The organism is Candidatus Nitrotoga sp. AM1P (genome assembly GCF_013168275.1).
GTDB lineage: Bacteria > Pseudomonadota > Gammaproteobacteria > Burkholderiales > Gallionellaceae > Nitrotoga.
The window spans coordinates 957840-980747 of record NZ_AP019547.1; the positions used below are offsets into that span (position 1 = coordinate 957840).

Sequence of the window (22908 nt, forward strand, 5' to 3'; positions counted from 1 at the left end):
GCCCGCAATGGCGCTTAAATGAAAATGAAGCAATTTAAGCAAGCAATCTGCACAACAAATGTTATCAAGTATGGATTTTTACCGGAAAAAATCTGATGACCACAGCGCTAATACGTAACGCGATGACTATTGACGTGGAAGATTACTTCCAAGTCTCGGCCTTCGCCTCCACTATCGCGCGCGAGCAATGGGGAAATCTGCCGTGCCGGGTAGAACGCAATATTGATATCGCCCTAGCTTTACTGAATGAAGGTAATGCGCACGCAACTTTTTTCACTTTAGGCTGGATCGCTGAGCGCTATCCCAGCATGGTGCGCCGCATCGTAGACAATGGACATGAGCTTGCCAGTCATGGTTATGGTCACCAACGCGTTAGCGAGCTGAGCCGCAATGAATTCAACGAAGATATCTCACGCGCCAAAAAAATACTGGAAGACCTCTCAGGCAGTCCGGTAATTGGCTATCGCGCCCCGAGCTTTTCCATCGGCGCTGATAACCTGTGGGCGCTTGATTTACTACAAGAAGCTGGCTATCAATATAGCTCCAGCATATATCCGATTCGGCACGACCATTACGGTATGCCCGAGGCACCTCGCTTTGCCCACTACCCGCGCGGCACAGACGGCATGCTGGAACTCCCCCCCACCACGGCAGCATTACTGGGCCGAAACCTGCCAGCGGCAGGCGGGGGCTATTTCAGACTACTTCCCTATCAAGCGTCTCGCTGGCTCATACGCCGTGTCAATCAACAGGATGGAGAACCCTGTATTTTTTATTTTCACCCGTGGGAGCTTGATCCAGACCAACCGCGTCAATCTAACATCTCGACGAAAACACGATTTCGCCATTACATCAATCTGAAACATATGGAGTCCCGCCTACAATCGTTGTTGCGGGATTTCCACTGGGATCGCATGGACCGCATATTCATGAAAGCAGGCGCGTGAAGGAATTTTCAGCGATCGCATCCGCACTACAGGTACGCGTGATGACATCAAATGACGTCGCACGCTGGGACGAATTCGTTTATGCCTGTCCTGCCGCCACATTTTTTCATCGTGCTGGCTGGAAAGAAGTAATCGAACGCGCCTTTGGGCACCACACTTACTTCCTGCTGGCTGAAGAAAATGGAACCATTCAAGGCATCCTGCCGCTGGCAGAGATCAATAGCAGATTGTTTGGACATTCATTATCTTCACTACCGTTTTGCGTTTACGGCGGTGTCATCGCAAATACAGAGTCAGCGCGGAAGGCACTGGATGATGAGGCTCAGATACTGGCTACGAAATTAGCTGTGGACTTCCTGGAATATCGCAACATTATGCCCTTCCACACTGACTGGCCAAGCAAGAATCTCTATGTCTCTTTTCGCAAGGTCATCGAGCCGGACGTGGAAGCAAACATGCTCGCCATCCCCCGCAAACAAAGGGCGATGGTTAGAAAGGGCATTAAAAACGGTCTCGCTAGCGAGATTGACGAAGGAGTGGAGCGGTTTTTTTCCGTGTTCGCGGACAATGTACACCGCCATGGCACTCCCGCATTGCCAAAACGCTATTTCGTACTACTTAAAGAAATATTCGGCAGCGACTGCGAAGTACTGTCAGTAGTTAAGGATGGGCTCATTTTAAGCAGCGTACTGAGCTTTTATTTCCGCGATGAAGTATTACCCTACTACGCAGGCGACACCGTGGAGGCTCGCGATTTTGCGGCAAATGATTTTAAATACTGGGAGCTGATGCGGCGCGCTTGCGAACGCGGTATTAAGATCTTCGACTATGGACGCAGCAAGCGCGGCACCGGCCCATTCGATTTCAAGAAAAATTGGGGGTTCGAACCGCAACCGTTGCATTACGAATATCAATTGCTCCGGGCGAAAACCGTGCCTGATACCAATCCATTAAATCCAAAATACCAGTTGTTCATCAAGATGTGGCAAAAACTACCCCTGCCAGTAGCCAACTGGCTCGGACCGCACATCGTAAAAAATTTGGGATAAGGCTAATGGATCATTTGCTTTATCTTACTCACCGCATCCCCTACCCGCCCAACAAAGGGGACAAAATACGTTCGTACCATTTACTGAAATATTTGGCGCGACACTATCATGTTCATCTCGGCACCTTTATCGATGATCCAGACGATTGGCAATACATAGATACAGTAAAGCAATTGTGCGGAGATACCCATTTTGCATCTTTAAATCCCCGCACGGCGCGTCTGCGAAGTTTGGGCGCACTCATGATGAATCGCCCTTTAACTATTGATTATTATCGCAATAACGATTTACAGGAATGGGTAAGAAAAGTAATAAAGACACGAACAATTAAACGCGTTCTAATATTTTCCTCTGCGATGGCACAATATGTAACAGGCATCCAACAAGCGCGTTGCATCATCGATTTCGTCGACATAGACTCCGATAAATGGCGTCAATACGCAAAAAGAAAGCCATGGCCGATGAGTTGGCTATATCGACGCGAAGCTCGCCTGCTGCTCCGCTACGAACGACAAGTGGCGCGCAAGTATGATGCATCGCTGTTCGTTTCGGAAGCTGAAGCCGATCTTTTTAAACAACTGGCACCGGAGAGCACTGAGAAAATTGGATTCTTCAACAATGGTGTGGATAGTGACTATTTTTCGCCTAGCCGAGAATATCCTGATCCATATCAGCCAAATATGGCGGCCATTGTCTTTACCGGGGCCATGGACTATTGGCCGAATGTGGACGCCGTGTGCTGGTTCGCCCAGGAAATTTTCCCCGCGGTACTTGCCAAGCATCCCCATGCACGCTTTTATATCGTTGGATCTCGCCCAACCGCCGCCGTGCAGGAACTGGTCCAGCTACCTGGAGTTGTGGTAACAGGCGCGGTAGCAGATGTTAGACCCTATCTCGCCCATGCCCAACTAGCGGTGGCGCCCTTACGCATCGCCAGAGGCTTACAAAACAAAGTCCTGGAAGCCATGGCCATGGCCAAAACTGTTATTGCATCTCCTCAAGCAGCAGAAGGCATTCTGGCGACATCAGGTCAAGAGCTACATATTGCCAGCAACAGCCAGGCGTTTAGCCGCATTATTATATCGATGCTCACACATAGAACCGAAGAACATTCTGGCGAAACCGCCCGCGCCAGGATTCTGGCTGATTATGAATGGGAACGCAGTCTTGCGCATGTCAAGGCATTGCTTGATGAAGCTCCAATAACTACGACTCAATCCTGTAAACCAGAAAAGAATACCTGGATACCACAAGAAATCCCACACTTGACCACTTTCAAGGATGAGCAACGATGACTGGCACAACACTCCAAGCGTTAACTCCGTCCAGTATCGACAGCCAAACCGGGCAGCCAGTATTGCAATGGCGTTTTATGGCTATCCTCACACTTACGGTCATTGCCACAATTCTAATTATTTATCAGCAAACCGTATTATCCACCGTCGCTATCTGGCTGCGGTCCGAGACCTTTACCCACGGTTTTTTTATTTTCCCGATTAGTGCCTATCTCATATGGATGAAGCGCAAATCGCTTGCCGAGATAGCCCCATGCCCGGATTACCGTGGCTTGTTGGCCATGGCAGGGTTAGGCCTTGGCTGGCTGCTTGCCGATGCCGGAAGTGTGCAGGTTGTTGCTCAGTTATGTTTAGTAGCAATGATCCCGGTGGTAGTCTGGACTATACTGGGGATGCAGGTAACCCGCGCGATAACCTTCCCCCTCGTATTCCTGTTTTTTGCCGTTCCTTTCGGGGAATTTTTGATTCCCCCGCTGATGGATTTCACTGCCGATTTTGTGGTAACCGCACTGCAAATAACAGGCATTCCGGTTTACCGCGAAGGAACATTCTTCACAATACCCAGTGGCCAGTGGTCCGTCGTAGAAGGTTGTAGCGGTTTGCGCTACCTGATCGCATCTTTCACTCTGGGCAGCTTATATGGCTATCTCACCTATCGCAGTAATAAACGCAGGCTCATTTTTGCAGCACTTTCATTAATCGTCCCCATTTTTGCCAATGGGCTGCGTGCTTATATGATCGTGATGATCGCCCACTTAAGCAATATGCAATTGGCATTGGGAGTTGACCATTACATCTACGGTTGGGTCTTTTTCGGAATCGTTATGACGTTGCTATTCTGGATCGGTGCTTTCTGGCGGGAAGATCAATCAGATCAACAACGGCAAGAAAACAGGATTGCTGTTAATACAGCTCATGGGGCGATCACGAGCCGAGGCTTTGCCATGGCGGGCGTTATCATCATTCTAGTTGCAGCCTTTTGGCCCGCTTACGCAGCTTATTTGAACAACCGTCCAATCAAAACCGATGGGCTAACAATTAAACTGCCTGAATCAAATCAAGGCTGGAATTTACAATCCACGCCACTTACGGATTGGCAGCCACACTATGTTGGTACGAATGCGCAAATTATGCGCACTTATCGCAAGGAGGATAAGGTCATCAGCGTGTACCTCGGTTATTACCGGACTCAGCGCCAAGATGCGGAATTAATCAATTCCCAAAACTATATGATCCAACAAAAAAATCCAGTATGGAGCAATGTAGGAGAAACGCAACGCAAAATTTCTCTCCATGACAAAAATGAAATAATCCAGCAAACATTATTACGCGCCTCCAATAACCGGTTGTTAATTTGGAGTTGGAATAGCTTGGAAGGCACATACACTATTAACCCGTATCTGGCGAAGTTACTTTTGGCAAAGGCCAAACTACTTGGGCAGCGTGACGATGGTGCAGTGATCATTATTACTGCCCCCTATGAAGGGACACCGGAATCAGCGGCAGTATCACTGCAATCTTTTGCCAACGATATGCTACCGGCAATTGATGCCAGCCTTAATCAAGTAGCAGAGCGCGAAACATATGCACACGAATAATCCACCGTTAATTGTGCATGTCATTCATCATTTTGGCGTGGGCGGCATGGAAAATGGCATCGTGAATTTGATCAACCATATGCCCCCGGAACACTATCGCCACGCCATCGTATGCTTGACCGGATACAGCGAATTTCGTCAGCGCCTGAATCAACCCGTTGAATTGGTAGCACTCAACAAACGCGCCGGCAATGATGTCGGTCTGTATGGTCGATTGTTTCGTGAACTGCGTCGGCTCAAGCCAGCCATTGTGCATACACGCAACTTGGCGGCCTTAGAAGGACAAGTTGTTGCCGCTGCCGCGGGCATCAGCAACAGAGTGCATGGCGAGCATGGGCGTGACATGTTCGACTTGCAGGGCAAGAATCGTAAATACAATTTGCTAAGGCAAGCAATCCGACCACTGGTAAAGCATTACATTCCAGTGAGCAAAGATCTTGAACGCTGGTTAATCGATACCGTGCATGTCAATCCGGCAATCGCTACCCAAATTTACAATGGTGTCGATAGTGTAAAATTCACACCGTTCACTACACCAAGGATTAACTTCGGCCCGCCGGGATTTTGCCCGCCGGATGGATTTGTGATCGGCGCCGTGGGACGCATGGCGGAGGTAAAAGACTATCCAAATTTGGTGCGTGCGTTTCTGCGCATGCTCGAACTTAAGCCTGAGCTCCATACCCGCGCACGGCTGGTTATTCTGGGCGAAGGTGTAGCGCGCATGGCTTGCCTGGCCTTACTCAAGCAAGCCAATGCCGAGCATCTCGCCTGGCTACCTGGCAGCCGAGATGACATAGCGGATTTGATGCGCCAATTCGACGTATTCTGCTTATCATCGTTGGGCGAAGGCGTATCCAACACTATTCTGGAGGCGATGGCATGCGGTTTGCCTGTGGTTGCAACCGCCGTCGGCGGCAACAGCGAACTGATAGAGGCAGGCATCACGGGCACGTTGGTGCCCTCTGCCGACCCGAAAGCAATGGCGCATGCCTTGCTAATGTATTATCAAGATAGCGCACTTACCCGCACACATGGCGCGGCGGGGCGGGCCAAAATCGAGGCACACTTCTCAATGTCGGCCATGGTACGCGGATATCTGGGCGTATATGACACAGTGCTGGGTAATTTAAATAGAGACAAATAACTTATAAAAATGAAAACAACATCATGTGTGGCATAGCCGGTATATTTGATACGCAAGCCAAGCGCCCCATTGACCAGGCGCTACTTGCGCGCATGAACCAGACTCAGCATCATCGCGGCCCAGACGAGAGCGGCTTGCACGCTGAGCCAGGAATTGCAATGGCGCACAAGCGGCTCTCGATTATAGATCTCTCCTCCGGTCATCAGCCCCTGTTCAACGAAGATGGTAGCGTGGTGGTGGTATTTAATGGCGAAATTTACAACTTCGTCGATTTGATCCCCGAACTGCAAGCACTGGGCCATACCTTCCGCACCCGCTGCGATACTGAAGTCATCGTGCATGCCTGGGAGCAATGGGGGGAAGCCTGCGTCGAGCGTTTCCGCGGCATGTTCGCATTCGGATTATGGGATCGCAATAAAGAAACATTTTTTCTGGCACGCGATCGCCTCGGTGTGAAGCCGCTCTACTATGCCCTGCTCGACGACGGTCAGCTTATCTTTGGTTCCGAGCTCAAGGTCTTAACTGCCCATCCAGCGTTGCGACGTGACATTGATCCACACGCGATTGAAGAATATTTCGCCTACGGCTATATTCCCGAACCGCGCACTATTTACCAACAAGCCTTAAAGCTGTCGCCCGCGCATACTCTCACCATCAAGCGCGGTCAGCCAATTCCCCAGCCGCGAGAATATTGGGACGTACCATTCCAACCCCTTGCTCTAATGACGCAAGCCGAAGCACAAGAAGAACTCATACCCCTGCTGCGCGAATCTGTGAAAATCCGCTTGGTCTCAGAGGTGCCGCTAGGAGCTTTCCTTTCCGGTGGCGTAGATTCCAGCGCCGTGGTAGCCATGATGGCTGAATTATCCACCGAACCGGTGAATACCTGCTCAATCTCATTCGGTGATCCGGCATTCAACGAATCCGAATACGCAGCGAAAGTTGCAACACGCTATCACACGAATCATCGAGTAGAGCAAGTTGATGCCGATGATTTCGATCTCATCGATAAGTTAGCTGCACTCTACGATGAACCTTATGCAGACAGCTCCGCCATCCCCACGTACCGCGTATGCCAACTGGCGCGAAAAACCGTCACTGTCGCGCTTTCCGGTGACGGTGGCGACGAGAGTTTCGCTGGCTACCGACGCTATCGCTGGCATCTGAACGAAGAACACATGCGTAGCTTCATTCCATCTGCTGTGCGTCGCCCCGTATTTGGCCTGCTGGGCAAGCTCTATCCCAAAGCAGATTGGGCACCTAAAATTTTTCGTGCCAAATCGACGCTCGAAGGCATGGCACGCGATTCAGTAGAAGGTTATTTTCATAGCGTTTCGCTCTTGAGCGATACCATGCGCGCACGCCTCTTCAGTCCGGAATTCAGCCGAGAGCTGGGAGGCTACCGCGCGGTGGAAGTTATGTACCGGCACGATGCACGCTCGCCTGCCCAGGAACCCTTGGCACGAGTGCAATACCTCGACATCAAGACCTATCTCGTAGGCGACATTCTCACCAAGGTTGACCGTGCCAGCATGGCACACGCGCTCGAAGTACGCGAACCTCTGCTTGATCACAAATTGGTGGAGTGGGCCTCGCGCTTACCCGCATCGCTCAAGCTTCAGGGAGGGGAAGGCAAGTATATCTTCAAGAAAGCGATGGAATCGCACCTGCCAAATGAAATTTTATACCGCAAGAAAATGGGTTTCGCGGTGCCGCTTGCAAACTGGTTCCGCGGCCCCCTGAAAGAGAAAGTGCGGCAGGCAGTGCTAGGCCCAACGCTGGCTGCGACTGGTTACTTTAATGCGGATTACCTCCGTGAATTAGTTGACCATCATCAAGCCGGACTGCGCGATTACAGCACACCCTTGTGGACACTGTTAATGTTCGAGGCATTTCTTCGCAACATGCAGCAAAGCAGTTCCATGAAGGAATAATCAAGTTTGCCGATTGAGTTCCAAATGCATCATGCAAAATTTTCTTTACGGCATCTATAAGTTTGACTCATATTTCCCGCTTAAGTTAGTTCAATTACTAACACGCATACTAGTTTGCAATACATCTATTTAAGGAAATTGTAATGAAAAAGGTTTTGATCCTTGGCGTAAGCGGCTTCATCGGCCACCATTTATCCAACCGCATTCTTGCTACAACCGATTGGGATGTGTATGGCATGGATATGAACGCTGACCGTATCACTGATTTGCTCGATCAGCCACGCTTTCACTTTTTTGAAGGTGACATCACTATCCATAAAGAATGGATGGAATATCATATAAAGAAGTGCGATGTGATTTTGCCATTGGTGGCAATTGCTACGCCCTCCACCTATGTTAGGGAGCCGTTGCGTGTATTTGAGCTGGATTTCGAAGCTAATCTACCTATCGTACGCGCAGCCGTTAAATACAAGAAACATCTAATATTTCCTTCTACTTCTGAAGTATATGGCATGTGTCACGATGAGGAATTTGACCCCGAAAATTCTGAGCTTATCTGCGGCCCGATCAATAAACCGCGGTGGATTTATTCCTGTGCCAAACAATTGATGGATCGCGTAATTTGGGGCTATGGCATGGAACAGGGATTGAACTTTACTCTCTTCCGTCCATTCAACTGGATCGGCTCTGGACTGGACTCCATCCACACCCCTAAAGAAGGAAGTTCGCGCGTACTGACACAATTCTTCGGTCACATCATACGCGGCGAAAATATAAGTCTGGTAGACGGTGGACAACAAAAACGTGCATTCACTTATATCGACGATGGTATAACCGCACTGATAAAGATCATTGAAAACAAGGATGGTATCGCTTCCGGCAAGATTTATAACATTGGCAACCCGGTCAACAACTATTCCATCTGTGACTTGGCTACCATGATGCTGAAACTGGCCGAGGAATACCCGGAGTACCGCAATTCTGCAAGCAAGGTGCAACTGGTAACAACCACTGCGACAACCTATTACGGCAAAGGCTACCAGGACGTGCAAAACCGTGTTCCCAAGATCACCAATACCTGCGAAGAACTGGGATGGGAGCCAGTTATTTCGATGGCCGATGCCCTGCGCAAAATTTTTGATGCTTACCGCGAACAAATCAATGACGCGCGCGACCTGATGGAATGACATACAAGGTGCTGAGATTAAGAATCCGGATAGATACTCTTAAAAAAGTACGCTATACCTGACCACTATTAATTACCGCGCTTTGAATTTAAATTCACGATTTAAATACGCAAACGATTTAAAAAAGCAATGCACATCCTACATATCCTCGATCATTCCATTCCACTGCATAGTGGCTATACTTTTCGCACGCTTTCTATTCTTAAAGAACAACGTGCCTTAGGATGGGAAACCAGTCACCTGACTAGCCCAAAGCAAGGTATCTGTAGCGCAAGCGAGGAGACTATCGATGACTGGCATTTTTTCCGCACACGCCATACGATTGCCAAAATGACGAAAGTACCTTTATTGAACCCAATTTCCGTCATTAACAGTCTTACTCGTCGTCTTAACAAAGTAGCCAGAATTGTTAAACCAGACATTTTGCATGCCCACTCCCCTGCTTTAAATGCCATAGCTGCTTTACGCGTTGGCCGTAGCTTGGGCATTCCAGTGGTCTATGAGGTTCGTGCATTCTGGGAAGATGCGGCGGTAGACCATGGCACCAGCAAAAAACACGGTTTGCGTTACCGCCTCACTCGTGCACTTGAAACCTATGCCTTAAAGCGCGTGGATGCCATTACCACGATTTGTGAAGGCCTGCGCAACGATATCGTGATGCGTGGCATTTCGGAACAAAAAGTCACCGTTATTCCCAATGCCGTGGATATTGAAAAATTTTCCTTTGAAAGCACGCCGGATAATGTACTTAAACAGCAACTAGGTTTGGCAGACTACCGTGTCCTCGGCTTCATAGGCTCATTCTATGCCTATGAAGGACTGGATTTACTGCTAACTGCATTACCGCTCATACTCGATCAGACGCCGGATATCCGTGTTTTATTGGTGGGCGGTGGGCCACAAGAAGAAGCATTAAAACAACAATCTCGCCAACTGGGCATTGCAGATAAGGTTGTGTTCACCGGTCGAGTACCGCACAGTGAAGTGAACCGCTATTACGACCTGGTAGACGTACTCGTTTATCCGCGCCACTCAATGCGTCTCACGGAATTGGTTACGCCGTTGAAACCACTGGAAGCGATGGCACAGGGCCGTTTGTTCGTGGCCTCCAGCGTGGGCGGTCACAAAGAACTAATTCGTGATGGTGAAACGGGCGTGCTGTTCCAAGCCGAATCTGCGCAAGACCTAGCGAACAAGGTGCTCGATTTGCTTAACACGCCCGAGCGCTGGCCAGCGATAAAAGCTGCCGGGCGGCGCTTTGTCGAGACTGAACGTAACTGGAAAGTATCCGTAGCTCGCTATCGTGACGTTTACAACCGCTTAACCGGCAAAGCGGCAAGGTAAGCAGAATGCGAATTCAAGATTTAAAAATTGCCCTCGTTGGGCCGTTGCCGCCACCTTCGGGCGGCATGGCCAACCAGACTTGGCAACTAGCTACGTTGCTAAAGCAAGAAGGAGTCAACGTAGAGCTTGTCCCAGTGAATGCCCCCTACCAACCACGCTTTGTCGGCCACATCAAAGGGCTGCGTGCCGTGTTTCGCTTACTGCCGTACTTGTTCCATTTATGGCACGCTGCAGGCAGGGTCGATTTATTTCACATCATGGCCAACTCTGGCTGGTCGTGGCACTTATTTGCAGCACCGGCGGTGTGGATCGCAAAGTTACGCGGCAAGGCAGTGTTGGTCAATTACCGTGGTGGCGAGGCCGACGAATTTTTCACTCGGGCATTTGCCTGGGTACAGCCAACACTGAGGCAAGTCAATATAATCATTGTGCCTTCCGGTTTCCTGGAAAGAATATTCGCGAATCGAGATTTCATTACTCGTATAGTGCCCAATATTGTAAATTTAAGCCGTTTCATCCCTAACGATTCGCGCACACGAAACCTTTCGGCACCGCATATCGTGGTCGCGCGTAATCTGGAACCTCTGTACGACAATACCACTGCGCTGAAAGCATTCCGCATTGTGCGTGTAGCCATTCCTGGCGCGTGTTTAACTATCGCTGGTTCCGGCCCAGAACGCGCGAAATTGGAAGCGATGGCAAAGGAACTGGGCGTGGCCGATGCTGTAGTGTTTGCAGGTCAAATAGATAACGAGCACATGCCCGTACTTTATCGCGAAGCAGATATCGCTCTAAATCCCAGTCTGGCAGACAATATGCCGATCTCGATTTTAGAGGCATTGGCAAGTGGTGTGCCAGTGGTCAGTACCGATGTTGGCGGTATACCGTTCTTGGTGGAAAACGGAAAAACCGCATTACTGGTGCCGCCACGTGATCCAGAGCAGATGGCCGAGGCTGTACTACGTGTATTGCGTGATGAATCGTTGCGAGAACGCATGGTTAAAAATGGTCTGGATCACGCGCACCGATTCGCTTGGGAAAGCGTACGAGGTGAACTCTTTTTGGCGTACAAAATGGCACTGAATGGGGCGGCATTAGCTGTTACCCTAGATGGAAAATAGACATGGCCAGTCTCTATAATCGATTGGTAGCGCATACCCTGTTTCCTCTGCATGAACGGCTGATGCAGCGCCCCACTTTCGGCTACCTGAACGAGCTGGAAAAAAGCCAATGGTTGTCTCGTACTGGGGTCGAACAATTACAGATGCACAAGCTCAAGCTACTGCTCCAGTCGGCGGAACAACACAGCCCATGGCATGCCGAGCGCATCCACGCCGCCGGTCTGGAGCCACGCAGCGACACGACACTCACCCTGGAAGCACTGCGCCGCTTGCCCACCATGACCAAGCAGGACGCCACTCGCAACATCGAACAACTGGTCTGGCGCGACATTCCCGGCGGCGCCTTCAAATATAATACGGGCGGTTCCAGCGGCCAGCCGCTGATTTTTCACTATGGACGCCTGCGCCAAGCCTCTGATGCCGCCGGACGAATACGCGCACGGCGCTGGTGGGGCGTCGAGGTGGGTGATCGGGAAATCTATCTCTGGGGCGCGCCAGTGGAGTTAAACAAAACCGGTCATATCAAGGCACTGCGGGACCGGCTGCTCAACCAGCTGGTGCTAAACGCTTTCGACATGTCGGTAGCCAATATGGATGCCTACATCGAAGCCATTCGCGGGTTCCAGCCCAAATGCATTTACGGTTACGCCAGTAGCTTGGCTCTGCTGGCGGCACACGCTAAGGAACGCGGCATCAAACTCAGGTTGCCCTCACTCAAGGTGGTATGTACCACCGGCGAACCGCTTTATCCACATCAGCGCAAATTGATCGAAGATATTTTCGGCGTTCCCGCCGCCAATGAATTCGGCAGCCGCGACATTGGTTTCACTGCCCACGAAACTCCGAATGGCCAGATGCTGTTGATGAGCGAAAGCATCATCCTCGAAGTCCTCGATGCACAAGGTAATCCAGTCGCGCCAGGCGAATCCGGCGAAGCGGTCATGACCGGACTCTGTTCCCACGCTCAACCCTTTATCCGTTACCGCACCGGCGACGTGGTACGCTACGCGAACGACACCTGCAAAGCTGGACGCGGGCTGCACGTGATCGGGGAAGTGATGGGTCGCACCACAGATTTCGTGGTGCGCTCCGATGGCACGATCATGCATGCGCTTGCAGTAATCTACGTATTGCGGGCAACGGAGGGGATCGACGAGTTCAAATTTATCCAGCACACCATTCAGGACGTAGAGATTTTTGTGGTGCGAAACCCTGATTGGACCGAGCAATCTCGCGACAAGACCGTGAGCGGAATTCAAGCTCGACTCGGCAACAACGTGCGGGTCGAACTACGATTTGTGGACTCGATTCCGCCAGAAGTTTCGGGCAAATACCGCTACGTGGTGAGCCACGTGCCACTGCAATCGGGTCTCGATAGCGCACTCCAAGAATCGCCGCCCACTATACAACTAGAAAAAATTTAACAGGGAAAACGAGTAACATGAACCTTACCAATTTACTTGCACTGCCTTTCCGTTACCGTCCTTGGCGGCCGCGGCATATGCGTCTGATCCTCAATGACATTGCTGCACCGGCTCAACCCGAATTTGACCATGCAACGCATCTTGTGGGCGCAATCGACTGGCTCTGTCGTGCCCAGGACATCAGGGATGGCCACCCAGACGCAGGCGGTGTTTCGGCAGGATGGAGCTTCGAGGACGGCTGGCTGCCAAGCTATCCGGAAACCACCGGCTACATCATCGAAACCTTCCTTGCGGCGAGCAAAGTGTTGGAACGCCCTGATCTAGAAAAACGTGCCCGGCGCATGATCGACTGGGAACTCTCCATACAGCAGAACGATGGCGCATTTCCCGGCCACTTCGGCGAAGCAGGCAGCCGCCCGGTGATCTTCAATACCGGTCAAATCATGCATGGCATGCTGGCTGGATATCTGCAACTGGGTCACCAGGAATGCCTGGCAGCAGCAGTCAAAGCGGGTTTATGGCTGGTTCGTCAACAAGATGCCGATGGCTGCTGGCATCGCTTCGAACACAATGATGTACCGCACGTGTACAACACTCGGGGCACTTGGGCGCTAGCGGCCACGGGCCTGATCGCGAACGAGCCAGAACTAACCCAAGCAGCGCGACGTAATCTCGATTGGGCACTCACTCAACAAACAACTTCCGGATGGTTTTGTACCAACGCCTTTACTCCGGACAAAGCACCGTTTACTCATACCATCGCCTATGCGATTCGTGGGTTTTTAGAGAGTGGGATATTGCTGGACGATGCACGTTATCTTTCAGCTGCCATTGCCGCTGCTCGCGGCATGGCGCGGGTACAACGCGCCGACGGCTGGCTGGCCGGCACTTATACGGATAATTGGATACCATGTGCAAACTACAGCTGTGTCACTGGCGTAGCACAAATGAGCCTCAATTGGACACGCCTGGCACAAGATGGCGGCGCACCGGAATTTCGGGAGAACGCACGCCGTGCAATCGGCTACGTAAAACGTACGCAGCGTCTTAATGATGCTGACGAGGCGGCGCGAGGAGGTATCGCTGGCTCGTCACCGATCTGGGGCGATTATTCCCGTTTCGAATATCCAAACTGGGCAGCAAAATTTTTTGCCGATGCGCTAATGATGGATATGCACGATTGTGTAATTCCTCCCGTCGCTACGCGAATCGCCAAGCCAGGGGAATATCCACATGGCTGAACTTTCTATCATGGTGCTATGCGGGCGGGCGCCACGGCATCTTTATGTCGCAAACCGGCTGTGTAGTGCCGCACAAGTGGTAGCTATAGTGCAGGAGGCGGGCAGCCACTGGACGTACAAAAAAATACTCAAGCTACTGCGCCCGGATAACTTGTGGCGCAAAGTGTGGCGCTGGCTACGCGACCGCAAACGTTACGCTGACGGGGGTGAAGGCAAATTTTTCTTTGGCGGTGCCGAACCGCGACTCGACAGACCCGAATTGACCACCGAGGTGCCACATATTAATCATCCAAGTGTAATCGAGCTTGCCGATCGGCTGCGGCCCGACGTAATTGCCGTGTTCGGCACCTCACTCATCAAAGGAGCGCTGCTTACGCGTGGTTCTTTGGGCATCATCAATCTGCATGGTGGCTTGTCGCCCGAATACCGCGGCGCAGATTGCACATTCTGGGCGCTTTATAACGGTGAACCGGAAAAAATCGGCTGTACGCTACACTTCATCGACGCTGGCATCGATACCGGCAAGCTGCTCGCCCATATTTGTCCCGAAGTACATGAAGGAGACGACGAGCTCACCCTGTTTTGGCGCGCTGTACGCGATAGCGCCGAAGCTTACGCCGAAGCGATCGAACGCCTCGCGCGAAACGAAGCGCTGGGTGCGTCGCAATCAGGCAAGGGCAAGTTGTATCAAGTCAAGGATCGCGGCTGGCATCACGAGCAACATCTCGCACAATGTTTGCACAATGGCTTGCTCAAGGATATCCATTTAAAGAAGCGCGTGACATGGTTTACTGCCCCCCCTTCCGAAAAAGAACAGAGGTAAGTCAGTGCGTGATTTGATCATCACTGCCATCGTGTTTGGGCTTTTGCCTATGGTCTTATCACGTCCACATGTCGGTCTTTACCTTTATTCCTGGCTAAGTTACATGAACCCCCACAAGCTGGCTTGGGGTTTCGCGACCTCAATGCCCTTTGCCTATATCGTGGCAATTACGACATTGATTAGTATATTCACTTCAAAAGAGCCGAAACACATGCCGTGGACGCGCGAAATGACGGTGCTGCTCATGTATGTTGTATGGATGTCGGTAACCACATATTTTGCATTTTTCTCCAATCTGGCTTGGGAACAATTACAAAAAGTCCTCAAAATTCAAATCATGATCTTTCTGACACCTCTGGTAATAACTAATCGCCAACGGTTGCATGGACTGGTTTGGATAATAGCGCTGTCACTTGGTTTTTATGGGGTAAAAGGCGGAATTTTCACGATAATGAAAGGAGGGGCGCACCGTGTCCAGGGACCACCAGGAACATTCATTGACGGTAACAATGAAATCGCTTTAGCTTTGCTAATGACTATTCCTCTGATGCGCTATTTACAATTAACTGAGACACGCAAATGGCTGCACCAGGGATTGGGGGCAGCAATGGTACTAACCGCAGTATCCGCCATTGGCACACAATCTCGCGGTGCCTTGGTGGGTGCGGCGGTAATGGGCTCGATCTTCTGGATGAAAAGCCGGAATAAATTCTTCACCAGCGTTATGCTTGTAGCCGCAGTCGGTGTGGTGGCCATGGTTATGCCGCAAGAGTGGTATGACCGCATGTCAACCATTAAAACTTATGAGCAGGATACATCTGCTCGAGGCCGAATTAACGCTTGGTGGACAGCATGGAATGTGGCTAACACTCGTCTTACAGGCGGCGGATTTGAAATGTTTCAGTATCAAACATTCCAGGCGTACGCTCCAGATCCGATCGATGTCCATGATGTTCATAGCGTATATTTTGAAGTGCTGGGTGAGCATGGATTTATCGGACTCGGGCTATGGTTATTGCTTGCTATCTTGACGTGGCAAACCGGCTCTTGGGTAATAAAACAAGCGAAACTCGATCCTGACAAAAAATGGGCAGCAGATTTAGCCGCGATGGGACAGGTAAGCATGATTGGCTATGCGTCAGCCGGAGCCTTTCTTGGACTGTCCAATTTCGATCTCTATTACCACCTACTGATGATTATCATACTGACTAAAATAATTTTATTGAAAGAGCAAGCACAGACGGCCAGTGCATCAATCTTATTGAAAAATAAAACACAAACAGTCAGTACAATTGCAGCTACGCAACCCCAAAAAAGTTTATAGTTATGATTAGCTTAAAGCCTTAAAATGAAGTTAATAGCCGTCTGTGGACGCGTGATCGTTATAACAATGACCCTCATCTTTAGACTTAAGTTAAATTCATAATTGATAATGCCGCGAAATTACATTCCGCACGAAAAATTGTCCGACATCTCCCGACCTGACGAAACATAATGACAAATACACTTAAAATTGGCCTTATTTCAATTAGCGACCGAGCCAGCAGTGGCGTTTATCAGGATGCTGGCTTACCCGCATTACAAGAGTGGTTTACGCAGACGCTGACTAGCCCATGGCAATGCGTTACACGCTTGATACCGGATGAACAGACGATGATTGAGACTACCTTGATTGAACTGGCAGATCAAGAAAAATGCCATCTGATCTTGACTACTGGAGGGACCGGTCCAGCGTTACGCGATGTTACGCCGGAGGCCACATTGGCCGTGGCACACAAAGTATTACCTGGTTTCGGAGAACAAATGCGTGCAGTCAGCCTGCGTTATGTTCCTACGGCAATTTTGTCACGCCAGCTTGGCGTGACACGCGGACAGTCCCTGATTCTGAATCTGCCTGGGCAACCGAAGGCAATAAAGGAAACTCTGGATGGAATTTTTGCCGCCGTGCCTTACTGTATCGATTTGATTGGTGGACCCTACATAGAAACAAACCCTGACGTATTAACGTCATTCCGTCCCAAGTCAGCGCAACGACAAAAATAGGTTATGCAGCTTGCCAATGTCCCGAACGCCCACCCTGTTTTTCCAGTAAGCGCAATCGGTTAATTTCCATGCCACGATCAACCGCCTTGCACATATCATAGATCGTTAACAGAGCGATACTTACTGCAGTCATGGCTTCTATTTCGACACCGGTGCGGCCAAACGTTTCTGCTGTCGCGATGCATTCCACCGTACTGCTCTCATGGTCGAGATGAAACTCCACCGCAACATGAGTCAAATACAGCGGGTGACATAATGGAATTAATTCGGCGGTACGCTTACTCGCCTGTATCGCAGCAATACGCGCTATACCCAGCACATCACCCTTCTTGGCTGTGCCGGAAGCAATCAACTCCAGCGTGCCAGGACTCATTTTGATATTGCCGGACGCTTTTGCGATACGCTGGGTCTCGCTCTTGCCAGCAACATCCACCATATGTGCCTGTCCGTCTTGATCGAAGTGGGTCATGCCATTTGTCATGCTGATTTCCTGACTGTATCGTTATGCCAATGTTCCATGCGTTTCACATCTGTCTCACGTGTTTCCAGCCACTGTGAACCTTCCCGAGTTTGTTCTTTTTTCCAGAATGGAGCAGCAGTTTTCAAGTAGTCAATAATGAATTCACAGCCCGCAAATGCTTCACCGCGATGCAATGCCGTAGTCGCCACCAGCACAATCTGGTCATTTGCAAACAATTGCCCAATACGGTGGATTACACGAACATTTATTAAACTCCAACGTTCAGTCGCCTCAGCAATAATTTTATTCAGCGCCTTTTCAGTCATGCCGGGATAGTATTCAAGATAAATACTCTCTATCGTTTCATTATGACTAAAATCGCGCACTAAACCGACAAAACTAACCATGGCACCCACTTTTGAATTTCCGGAACGCAGGGTTTTCAATTCAAAGGCCAAATCAAAATCATCTTCCTGTATTAACACGCTCATTATCAACCTCCGGAGATAGGCGAAAAAATGGCAATCTCATCATTCTCATTAATGGCGGCAGGCAAACCAGCAAACTCTTGATTGATCGCGCAACGCACACGGCTGTCTGCCAGCTCCTGCGCCCATATATCTCCGCGCAAACGTAGCCATGCCAGCAGACCCGCTAGTGTCGACGCTTCTGCTGGCACATCCGCCGTTTCGCGTGACATCTTCAAATGTTCTCTCGGCCGGCCGAAATACACTAATTCAATTTTCATGGTTGTTCCTGGAAAAATTATTCAAAATAAATACGGCTGGTTTCTTTTGGCATCTCTATATCAAGTAGGGATATGAGAATATCTATGTTCAGAAACCATCTATAAAACTCTTATCCTATTGCTATAGATTACCGGCATGACGATATATTTGCTATTTCATTACACAATTCGCGTATTCCTGCTTCAATCATTGCAATCAAATTATTAGTAAGTTACATACCGGGCAAATTAAGCAGAAAATACCTTTACCAGTTTTCCGTCAGGACAACTGTTTTTTGCAGAAATTATTAAATTTTAATAATTCAAGAGCATGGATTCTCTCTAAAACGTGGCTCAATTGGCCTTAAGCGAGAATCATTAATCCAAAATTCTGAACAGCCATGGTAATGGGCGGTGATGGCAATCTCGTCATTTTCGTTCAATGGTCGTGCCAGACCAGCAAACTCCTGATTAACCGCGCAACGCACACGATCTTCATTCATTTCTTGCGCCCATAATTCTCCACGCAAACTTAGCCATGCAAGCAGGCCGGTAAGTGTCAACGACTCATCTGGAACATCTACCGTTTCCTGTGATATGTTCAAATTTTCTCTCGGCTTGCCAAAATACACTATCTCAATTTTCATAGCTTTCCTTGAAAATAATTCAGAATAAACGCGGCCACTTCCTTTGGCGCGTCAATATCAAGCACAGGTAACGGGAATTTGTCTTTGCTATTTGTCACCACTGCAATAATACCCGGTTCAGATGGATATAGACTCTCAGCCCCGGTTTCTTTGCGATGCACCTCCAGTTTTGGTATGGCTGCATGCTTGTAACCTTCCGCCAATATGAGGTCATAACCGGAAAACCGTGAACAGAGATATTCCAGGCTAGGTTCCGGTTCATCGTTCAGCTCATGCATTAAAGCCCATCTTTGCGCAGAAACAATCAATACTTCGCTTGCACCTGCCTTGCGATGGCGATAGGTATCTTTACCCGGTTTGTCGATATCAAAATCATGGTGAGCATGCTTGATAACAGCAATGCGCAAGCCTTGTGCAGTCAAAAAAGGAATAACTTTCTCCAGCAGCGTTGTTTTACCGCTACCGGAATAACCCGCGAAACCCATTATTTTTTTATCAGACATAAAGTTTTTTAATTATTGCGCGTGACCAAATTGTAGTATCAGCGTAGCGTACAGTGAACCCATCCGTCAAGACAGAAGTCAATCTGGTTTCAGCTACTCTGTATACCTCAGCGCACCTGTACTACGCTGACTCATTCTTGCTAACCAACTTGCCTATCCTTACCTACAAGTTGTCCTGTAACATATTAATATGTAGGCTTCAGAAAGTGTAGAAGCCCTTATGCAAACTTACCCCCCATTATGAACAACTACTGTGCAGCCCAATTTTGCTTGTGTGAGACAACTTCGTGAATCAAGCAAAACGCCAGGAAATTTTTCTACGCCTGCAAGCAGCCAATCCGCACCCGACCACTGAGCTGGAATACCACTCGGCGTTTGAGCTCCTTGTGGCGGTGATCCTATCGGCACAAGCTACCGATGTCAGCGTAAATGCCGCCACCCGGCAATTATTCCCGGTAGCTAACACACCGCAGAACATTCTCGATCTGGGCGAAGAAAAATTGCGCGGCTATGTACAACGCATCGGCCTTTACAAAACCAAGGCAAAGCACATTATTCAAACCTGTCGACTATTATTAGAAAATAATAATGGCAACGTGCCGCAAACACGCGAGGCGCTGGAAGCTCTTCCGGGTGTAGGACGCAAGACCGCAAATGTAGTGCTCAATACTGCCTTCGGCCAACCCACCATCGCAGTAGATACACACATTTTCCGCGTATCCAACCGCACCGGCCTTGCCCCCGGCAAAACGACGCTGGAAGTAGAACAAAAACTGCTCAAGTTTGTACCGGACAAATTTAAACATGATGCACACCATTGGCTGATCCTGCATGGACGCTATATATGTCAAGCACGCAAGCCAAAATGTGGCATTTGTCGCATCGTAGATCTGTGTGAATACCGCCACAAGGAAATATAATGTTCAACCCCAGCAGAGATGAAGCACGAATGTTTCTCATCGATACCTGGCGCAAGCGTCGCGCAGGCGCGCTGCTCTCTCCACTGGAAGACCTCGCTGCACAGCTCATCGAAAAGCATCCTGAATATTACTCAATACTGGAAAATCCGGAACGCTATCAGGATAAAGACTACACACCAGAACAAGGCACAACGAACCCCTTTCTGCACCTGATGATGCACCTCACTATTGAGGAGCAGATTTCCATCGACCAACCGCATGGCATCCGCATGCACTTTCAGCGTCTTGTTGCACAACATCAATCAGAACACAACGCTCAACATCGCATGATGGAATGCCTGGGTGAAATGATCTGGCAGGCGCAGCGTAACAGCACAGCACCAGATGCAAACGTGTACTTGAATTGTCTGGAGAAACAATAGTGGCTAATCGTTTAAGCAAAATTGTCACCCGCACGGGGGATAAAGGAAGTACCGGACTAGCCGACGGCACGCGCGTGGAAAAATATTGTGCACGCATTCACGCCATCGGCAGCGTAGATGAACTTAACAGCCATCTCGGCGTACTGCTGGCTGAAACTATACCGGATGACGAGCGCAACTTACTGGTACATATACAGCATGACCTGTTCGATCTCGGCGGTGCGTTAGCATATCCTGCTGCGCAATTTACCGAAGACAAGCTCCTGCACATGGATGCCGCCATTGCTCACTACAATGCTGACCTGCCACCACTTAAGGAATTTATCCTTCCGGGTGGAACCCGTGCAGCGGCACAATGCCATGTAGCGCGTACCGTGGCACGTCGCGCTGAACGAGACTTTGCCGCACTCGCTCAGCTCGAAGCCGTACCACAATATGGCCTACCCTACTTGAACCGTCTTTCGGACTTATTGTTCATACTGTGTCGTGTACTCAATCACACAATGGGGCAAGAAGAAACGTTATGGCAAAGAACATTACTAAAGCGACTAGAGACCTAAACTTCAATCTTGGAGGAATCATTTGAACCAAACTGTCCGAGGGCATCGCTATCTTAAGCGACGCTGGATATTAGCCAAGTGATCTTTAATGAATTACCCCGCGGCAAGCCGCGGGGTATCAGAACAGCGCCAGTTGACGATCCTCGTGTATCTTTGTGTATACCTTACCTTGACCACTTACATACTTCATAATCATCTCTTCGTTACCATGCTTCCCAACGCTACTTGCAAAATACCCGCTTGTCCAAAACTCTCCACCCCACAATTGCTTCTTGACCTCTGGACATCTACGAAATATCTCTCGTCCCGTTATACTCTTAATTACTCTGACCACCTCTGACACTGACTTGGTGGGTACACTTTGCACCAAAAAATGAACATGCTCTTCATCCGCACCTATCTCTAAAAATTTGATCTCATACCTCTTCTCTATCTCAATACATACGTCTCTTAACCCATCCTCTACCTTTTTACTGAATACCATCCGACGATACTTCGCTGGACACACTATGTGCGTACAGCAATACCGTTACATTATGCTTCTTATGAATGTATTCACTCATCCATCCAGTTTAAGGCAAAGTCAAAGGCAAAGTCGCAGCAAGCCGCGAGGAATCATACCCAAGAGATTGAATCCGCCATCTTCATGACGAGTAAAAGGCTGATTGCGTGTCACTAGCCTACTTTCAGGAGTAGTCGGCAGCATCACCTCAGACGCATTCACTAAGAAATGAAGTACAAAATAATCGAGTGCGAGGCCGTAGACAAGTGCGTGCATCACCTTCACGCCAAACTTATATTCTATACGCCTCCACCGTAAAAAACTGTTAATCAGCCGTGGCGACGGCGAGCAAATCCAAGTCCCGCAAGTCCGAGTCCCAGCAACGCCAAGGTTGCAGGTTCAGGTACGGCTGCTACCGATTGAATATTGCCAGCTTGGTTAATGCTACCACTGCTTTCGAACCCAGTAGCCGGCAAGATCGGGGCAGTAAAGTTCGAACCAACGTCGACAATAGGTCCAACAACGGTGTTGTCCACTGGGTATGAGATAATGTCCGGGACCGGGAGTACTAAGGGGGGTACTGAGCTGAATGTTTCAGAGGTGTATTCCTCGCCAACAAAGATATTTTTTGAGAAACTCAAATTTCCATTAATCTTACTTTTTTGAACATTGGTTACCCCCGCTTTACCTAGGACTCCAAAGCTGGACAAAGCGGAACCCAACAGTGGCGCAGCCGATACCGAGAATGGGCAGAAAAATAAACTAATCACTACCCATTCCAAAGTCGACAATAACCTCAATGAGCTACCATTACGCGTACTTCTAGCATATTTAAATGGAATCTTCATGCTGACATCCTTGAAAGGTTAAATAAAATGCGATCAAGCTTGATATGACAATCGAGGAGATCTACAGTATATAAAAAGCATTATTCATGCCAATATATTTATTCATAATTAAACAATCAGTTATAAATAAATATATTGGCATGAAGCAAGCCATGTAAAAATTTACGAC

General features: G+C 49.3%; 24 protein-coding genes and 1 pseudogene. 17 read left to right on the forward strand and 8 right to left on the reverse strand.

The window, feature by feature from the left end:
• Positions 1–95 precede the first annotated feature (95 nt).
• From W01_RS04230 to mog, 14 genes are all read left to right on the forward strand, one after another.
• Complete coding sequence (locus tag W01_RS04230; RefSeq protein ID WP_173052364.1) at positions 96–947, forward strand: XrtA system polysaccharide deacetylase; 852 nt, start codon at positions 96–98, stop codon at positions 945–947.
• Complete coding sequence (locus W01_RS04235; protein WP_445082540.1) at positions 944–1996, forward strand: FemAB family XrtA/PEP-CTERM system-associated protein; 1053 nt, start codon at positions 944–946, stop codon at positions 1994–1996. The genes W01_RS04230 and W01_RS04235 overlap by 4 nt, the downstream gene beginning before the upstream one ends.
• A gap of 5 nt (positions 1997–2001) precedes the next feature.
• A complete protein-coding gene (locus W01_RS04240; protein ID WP_173052366.1) occupies positions 2002–3291 on the forward strand; it encodes a TIGR03087 family PEP-CTERM/XrtA system glycosyltransferase in 1290 nt (429 codons plus the stop codon).
• Positions 3288–4889, forward strand: a complete 1602-nt coding sequence (gene xrtA / locus W01_RS04245) for an exosortase A (RefSeq protein ID WP_242007035.1) — start codon at positions 3288–3290, stop codon at positions 4887–4889. The genes W01_RS04240 and xrtA overlap by 4 nt, the downstream gene beginning before the upstream one ends.
• A complete protein-coding gene (locus W01_RS04250) occupies positions 4876–6033 on the forward strand; it encodes a TIGR03088 family PEP-CTERM/XrtA system glycosyltransferase (protein ID WP_173052368.1) in 1158 nt (385 codons plus the stop codon). Before xrtA ends, W01_RS04250 begins: the two co-directional genes overlap by 14 nt.
• 23 nt (positions 6034–6056) lie before the next feature.
• Positions 6057–7967, forward strand: coding sequence for an XrtA/PEP-CTERM system amidotransferase (locus tag W01_RS04255; protein ID WP_173052370.1), 1911 nt, complete (start codon positions 6057–6059; stop codon positions 7965–7967).
• A 143-nt stretch (positions 7968–8110) separates the two neighbouring features.
• The gene (locus W01_RS04260; RefSeq protein WP_173052371.1) at positions 8111–9154 is read left to right on the forward strand and encodes a bifunctional UDP-4-keto-pentose/UDP-xylose synthase; all 1044 of its coding nucleotides are present in this window, start codon (positions 8111–8113) and stop codon (positions 9152–9154) included.
• 129 nt (positions 9155–9283) lie between these two features.
• A complete protein-coding gene (locus tag W01_RS04265; RefSeq protein ID WP_173052373.1) occupies positions 9284–10498 on the forward strand; it encodes a TIGR04063 family PEP-CTERM/XrtA system glycosyltransferase in 1215 nt (404 codons plus the stop codon).
• A 5-nt stretch (positions 10499–10503) separates the two neighbouring features.
• Positions 10504–11619, forward strand: coding sequence for a glycosyltransferase family 4 protein (locus tag W01_RS04270; RefSeq protein ID WP_173052375.1), 1116 nt, complete (start codon positions 10504–10506; stop codon positions 11617–11619).
• Between the two features lie 2 nt (positions 11620–11621).
• A complete protein-coding gene (locus W01_RS04275; protein ID WP_173052377.1) occupies positions 11622–13043 on the forward strand; it encodes a phenylacetate--CoA ligase family protein in 1422 nt (473 codons plus the stop codon).
• 17 nt (positions 13044–13060) lie between these two features.
• A complete protein-coding gene (locus W01_RS04280; protein ID WP_173052379.1) occupies positions 13061–14284 on the forward strand; it encodes a hypothetical protein in 1224 nt (407 codons plus the stop codon).
• Positions 14277–15107: a formyl transferase gene (locus W01_RS04285; protein WP_173052381.1), complete on the forward strand. Its 831-nt coding sequence runs from the start codon at positions 14277–14279 to the stop codon at positions 15105–15107. The genes W01_RS04280 and W01_RS04285 overlap by 8 nt, the downstream gene beginning before the upstream one ends.
• Before the next feature lie 4 nt (positions 15108–15111).
• Positions 15112–16431 carry a putative O-glycosylation ligase, exosortase A system-associated gene (locus W01_RS04290; RefSeq protein WP_173052383.1) on the forward strand — a complete coding sequence of 440 codons (1320 nt, stop codon included), beginning with the start codon at positions 15112–15114 and terminating at the stop codon, positions 16429–16431.
• 170 nt (positions 16432–16601) lie between these two features.
• The gene (gene mog / locus W01_RS04295; RefSeq protein WP_173052385.1) at positions 16602–17150 is read left to right on the forward strand and encodes a molybdopterin adenylyltransferase; all 549 of its coding nucleotides are present in this window, start codon (positions 16602–16604) and stop codon (positions 17148–17150) included.
• A 1-nt stretch (position 17151) separates the two neighbouring features.
• Here mog and moaC read toward each other — a convergent pair whose 3' ends face one another.
• The 5 genes from moaC to mobB all read right to left on the reverse strand — a co-directional run bounded on the left by moaC (position 17152) and on the right by mobB (position 19487).
• On the reverse strand, positions 17152–17631 hold the full coding sequence (gene moaC / locus W01_RS04300) for a cyclic pyranopterin monophosphate synthase MoaC (protein WP_173052387.1): 480 nt from the start codon (positions 17629–17631) through the stop codon (positions 17152–17154).
• Positions 17628–18101: a molybdenum cofactor biosynthesis protein MoaE gene (locus W01_RS04305; RefSeq protein ID WP_173052389.1), complete on the reverse strand. Its 474-nt coding sequence runs from the start codon at positions 18099–18101 to the stop codon at positions 17628–17630. The genes moaC and W01_RS04305 overlap by 4 nt, the downstream gene beginning before the upstream one ends.
• A 2-nt stretch (positions 18102–18103) precedes the next feature.
• The gene (locus W01_RS04310; protein ID WP_173052391.1) at positions 18104–18358 is read right to left on the reverse strand and encodes a MoaD/ThiS family protein; all 255 of its coding nucleotides are present in this window, start codon (positions 18356–18358) and stop codon (positions 18104–18106) included.
• 302 nt (positions 18359–18660) lie between these two features.
• Entirely contained in the window at positions 18661–18984 is a 324-nt protein-coding gene (locus W01_RS04315; protein WP_173052393.1) for a MoaD/ThiS family protein, read from the reverse strand.
• Positions 18981–19487: a molybdopterin-guanine dinucleotide biosynthesis protein B gene (gene mobB / locus W01_RS04320; RefSeq protein ID WP_173052395.1), complete on the reverse strand. Its 507-nt coding sequence runs from the start codon at positions 19485–19487 to the stop codon at positions 18981–18983. The genes W01_RS04315 and mobB overlap by 4 nt, the downstream gene beginning before the upstream one ends.
• Before the next feature lie 287 nt (positions 19488–19774).
• On the opposite strand from mobB, the gene nth reads away from it, so the two are divergent.
• From nth to W01_RS04335, 3 genes are read left to right on the forward strand one after another with little or no spacing between them, the layout of a single operon-like run.
• Complete coding sequence (gene nth / locus W01_RS04325; RefSeq protein ID WP_173052397.1) at positions 19775–20407, forward strand: endonuclease III; 633 nt, start codon at positions 19775–19777, stop codon at positions 20405–20407.
• Positions 20407–20829, forward strand: a complete 423-nt coding sequence (locus tag W01_RS04330) for a DUF1841 family protein (protein ID WP_173052399.1) — start codon at positions 20407–20409, stop codon at positions 20827–20829. The genes nth and W01_RS04330 overlap by 1 nt, the downstream gene beginning before the upstream one ends.
• Positions 20829–21389 (forward strand): cob(I)yrinic acid a,c-diamide adenosyltransferase, encoded by a 561-nt coding sequence (locus tag W01_RS04335; RefSeq protein WP_173052400.1) that lies wholly within the window; start codon positions 20829–20831, stop codon positions 21387–21389. Before W01_RS04330 ends, W01_RS04335 begins: the two co-directional genes overlap by 1 nt.
• Before the next feature lie 118 nt (positions 21390–21507).
• Here W01_RS04335 and tnpA read toward each other — a convergent pair.
• From tnpA to W01_RS14115, 3 genes and pseudogenes are all read right to left on the reverse strand, one after another.
• A pseudogene (tnpA, locus tag W01_RS04340) lies at positions 21508–21952 on the reverse strand (IS200/IS605 family transposase).
• A 20-nt stretch (positions 21953–21972) separates the two neighbouring features.
• Complete coding sequence (locus W01_RS04345) at positions 21973–22167, reverse strand: hypothetical protein (RefSeq protein WP_173052401.1); 195 nt, start codon at positions 22165–22167, stop codon at positions 21973–21975.
• Positions 22168–22220: 53 nt separating this feature from the next.
• Entirely contained in the window at positions 22221–22739 is a 519-nt protein-coding gene (locus tag W01_RS14115; protein ID WP_242007036.1) for a PEP-CTERM sorting domain-containing protein, read from the reverse strand.
• Positions 22740–22908 lie beyond the last annotated feature (169 nt).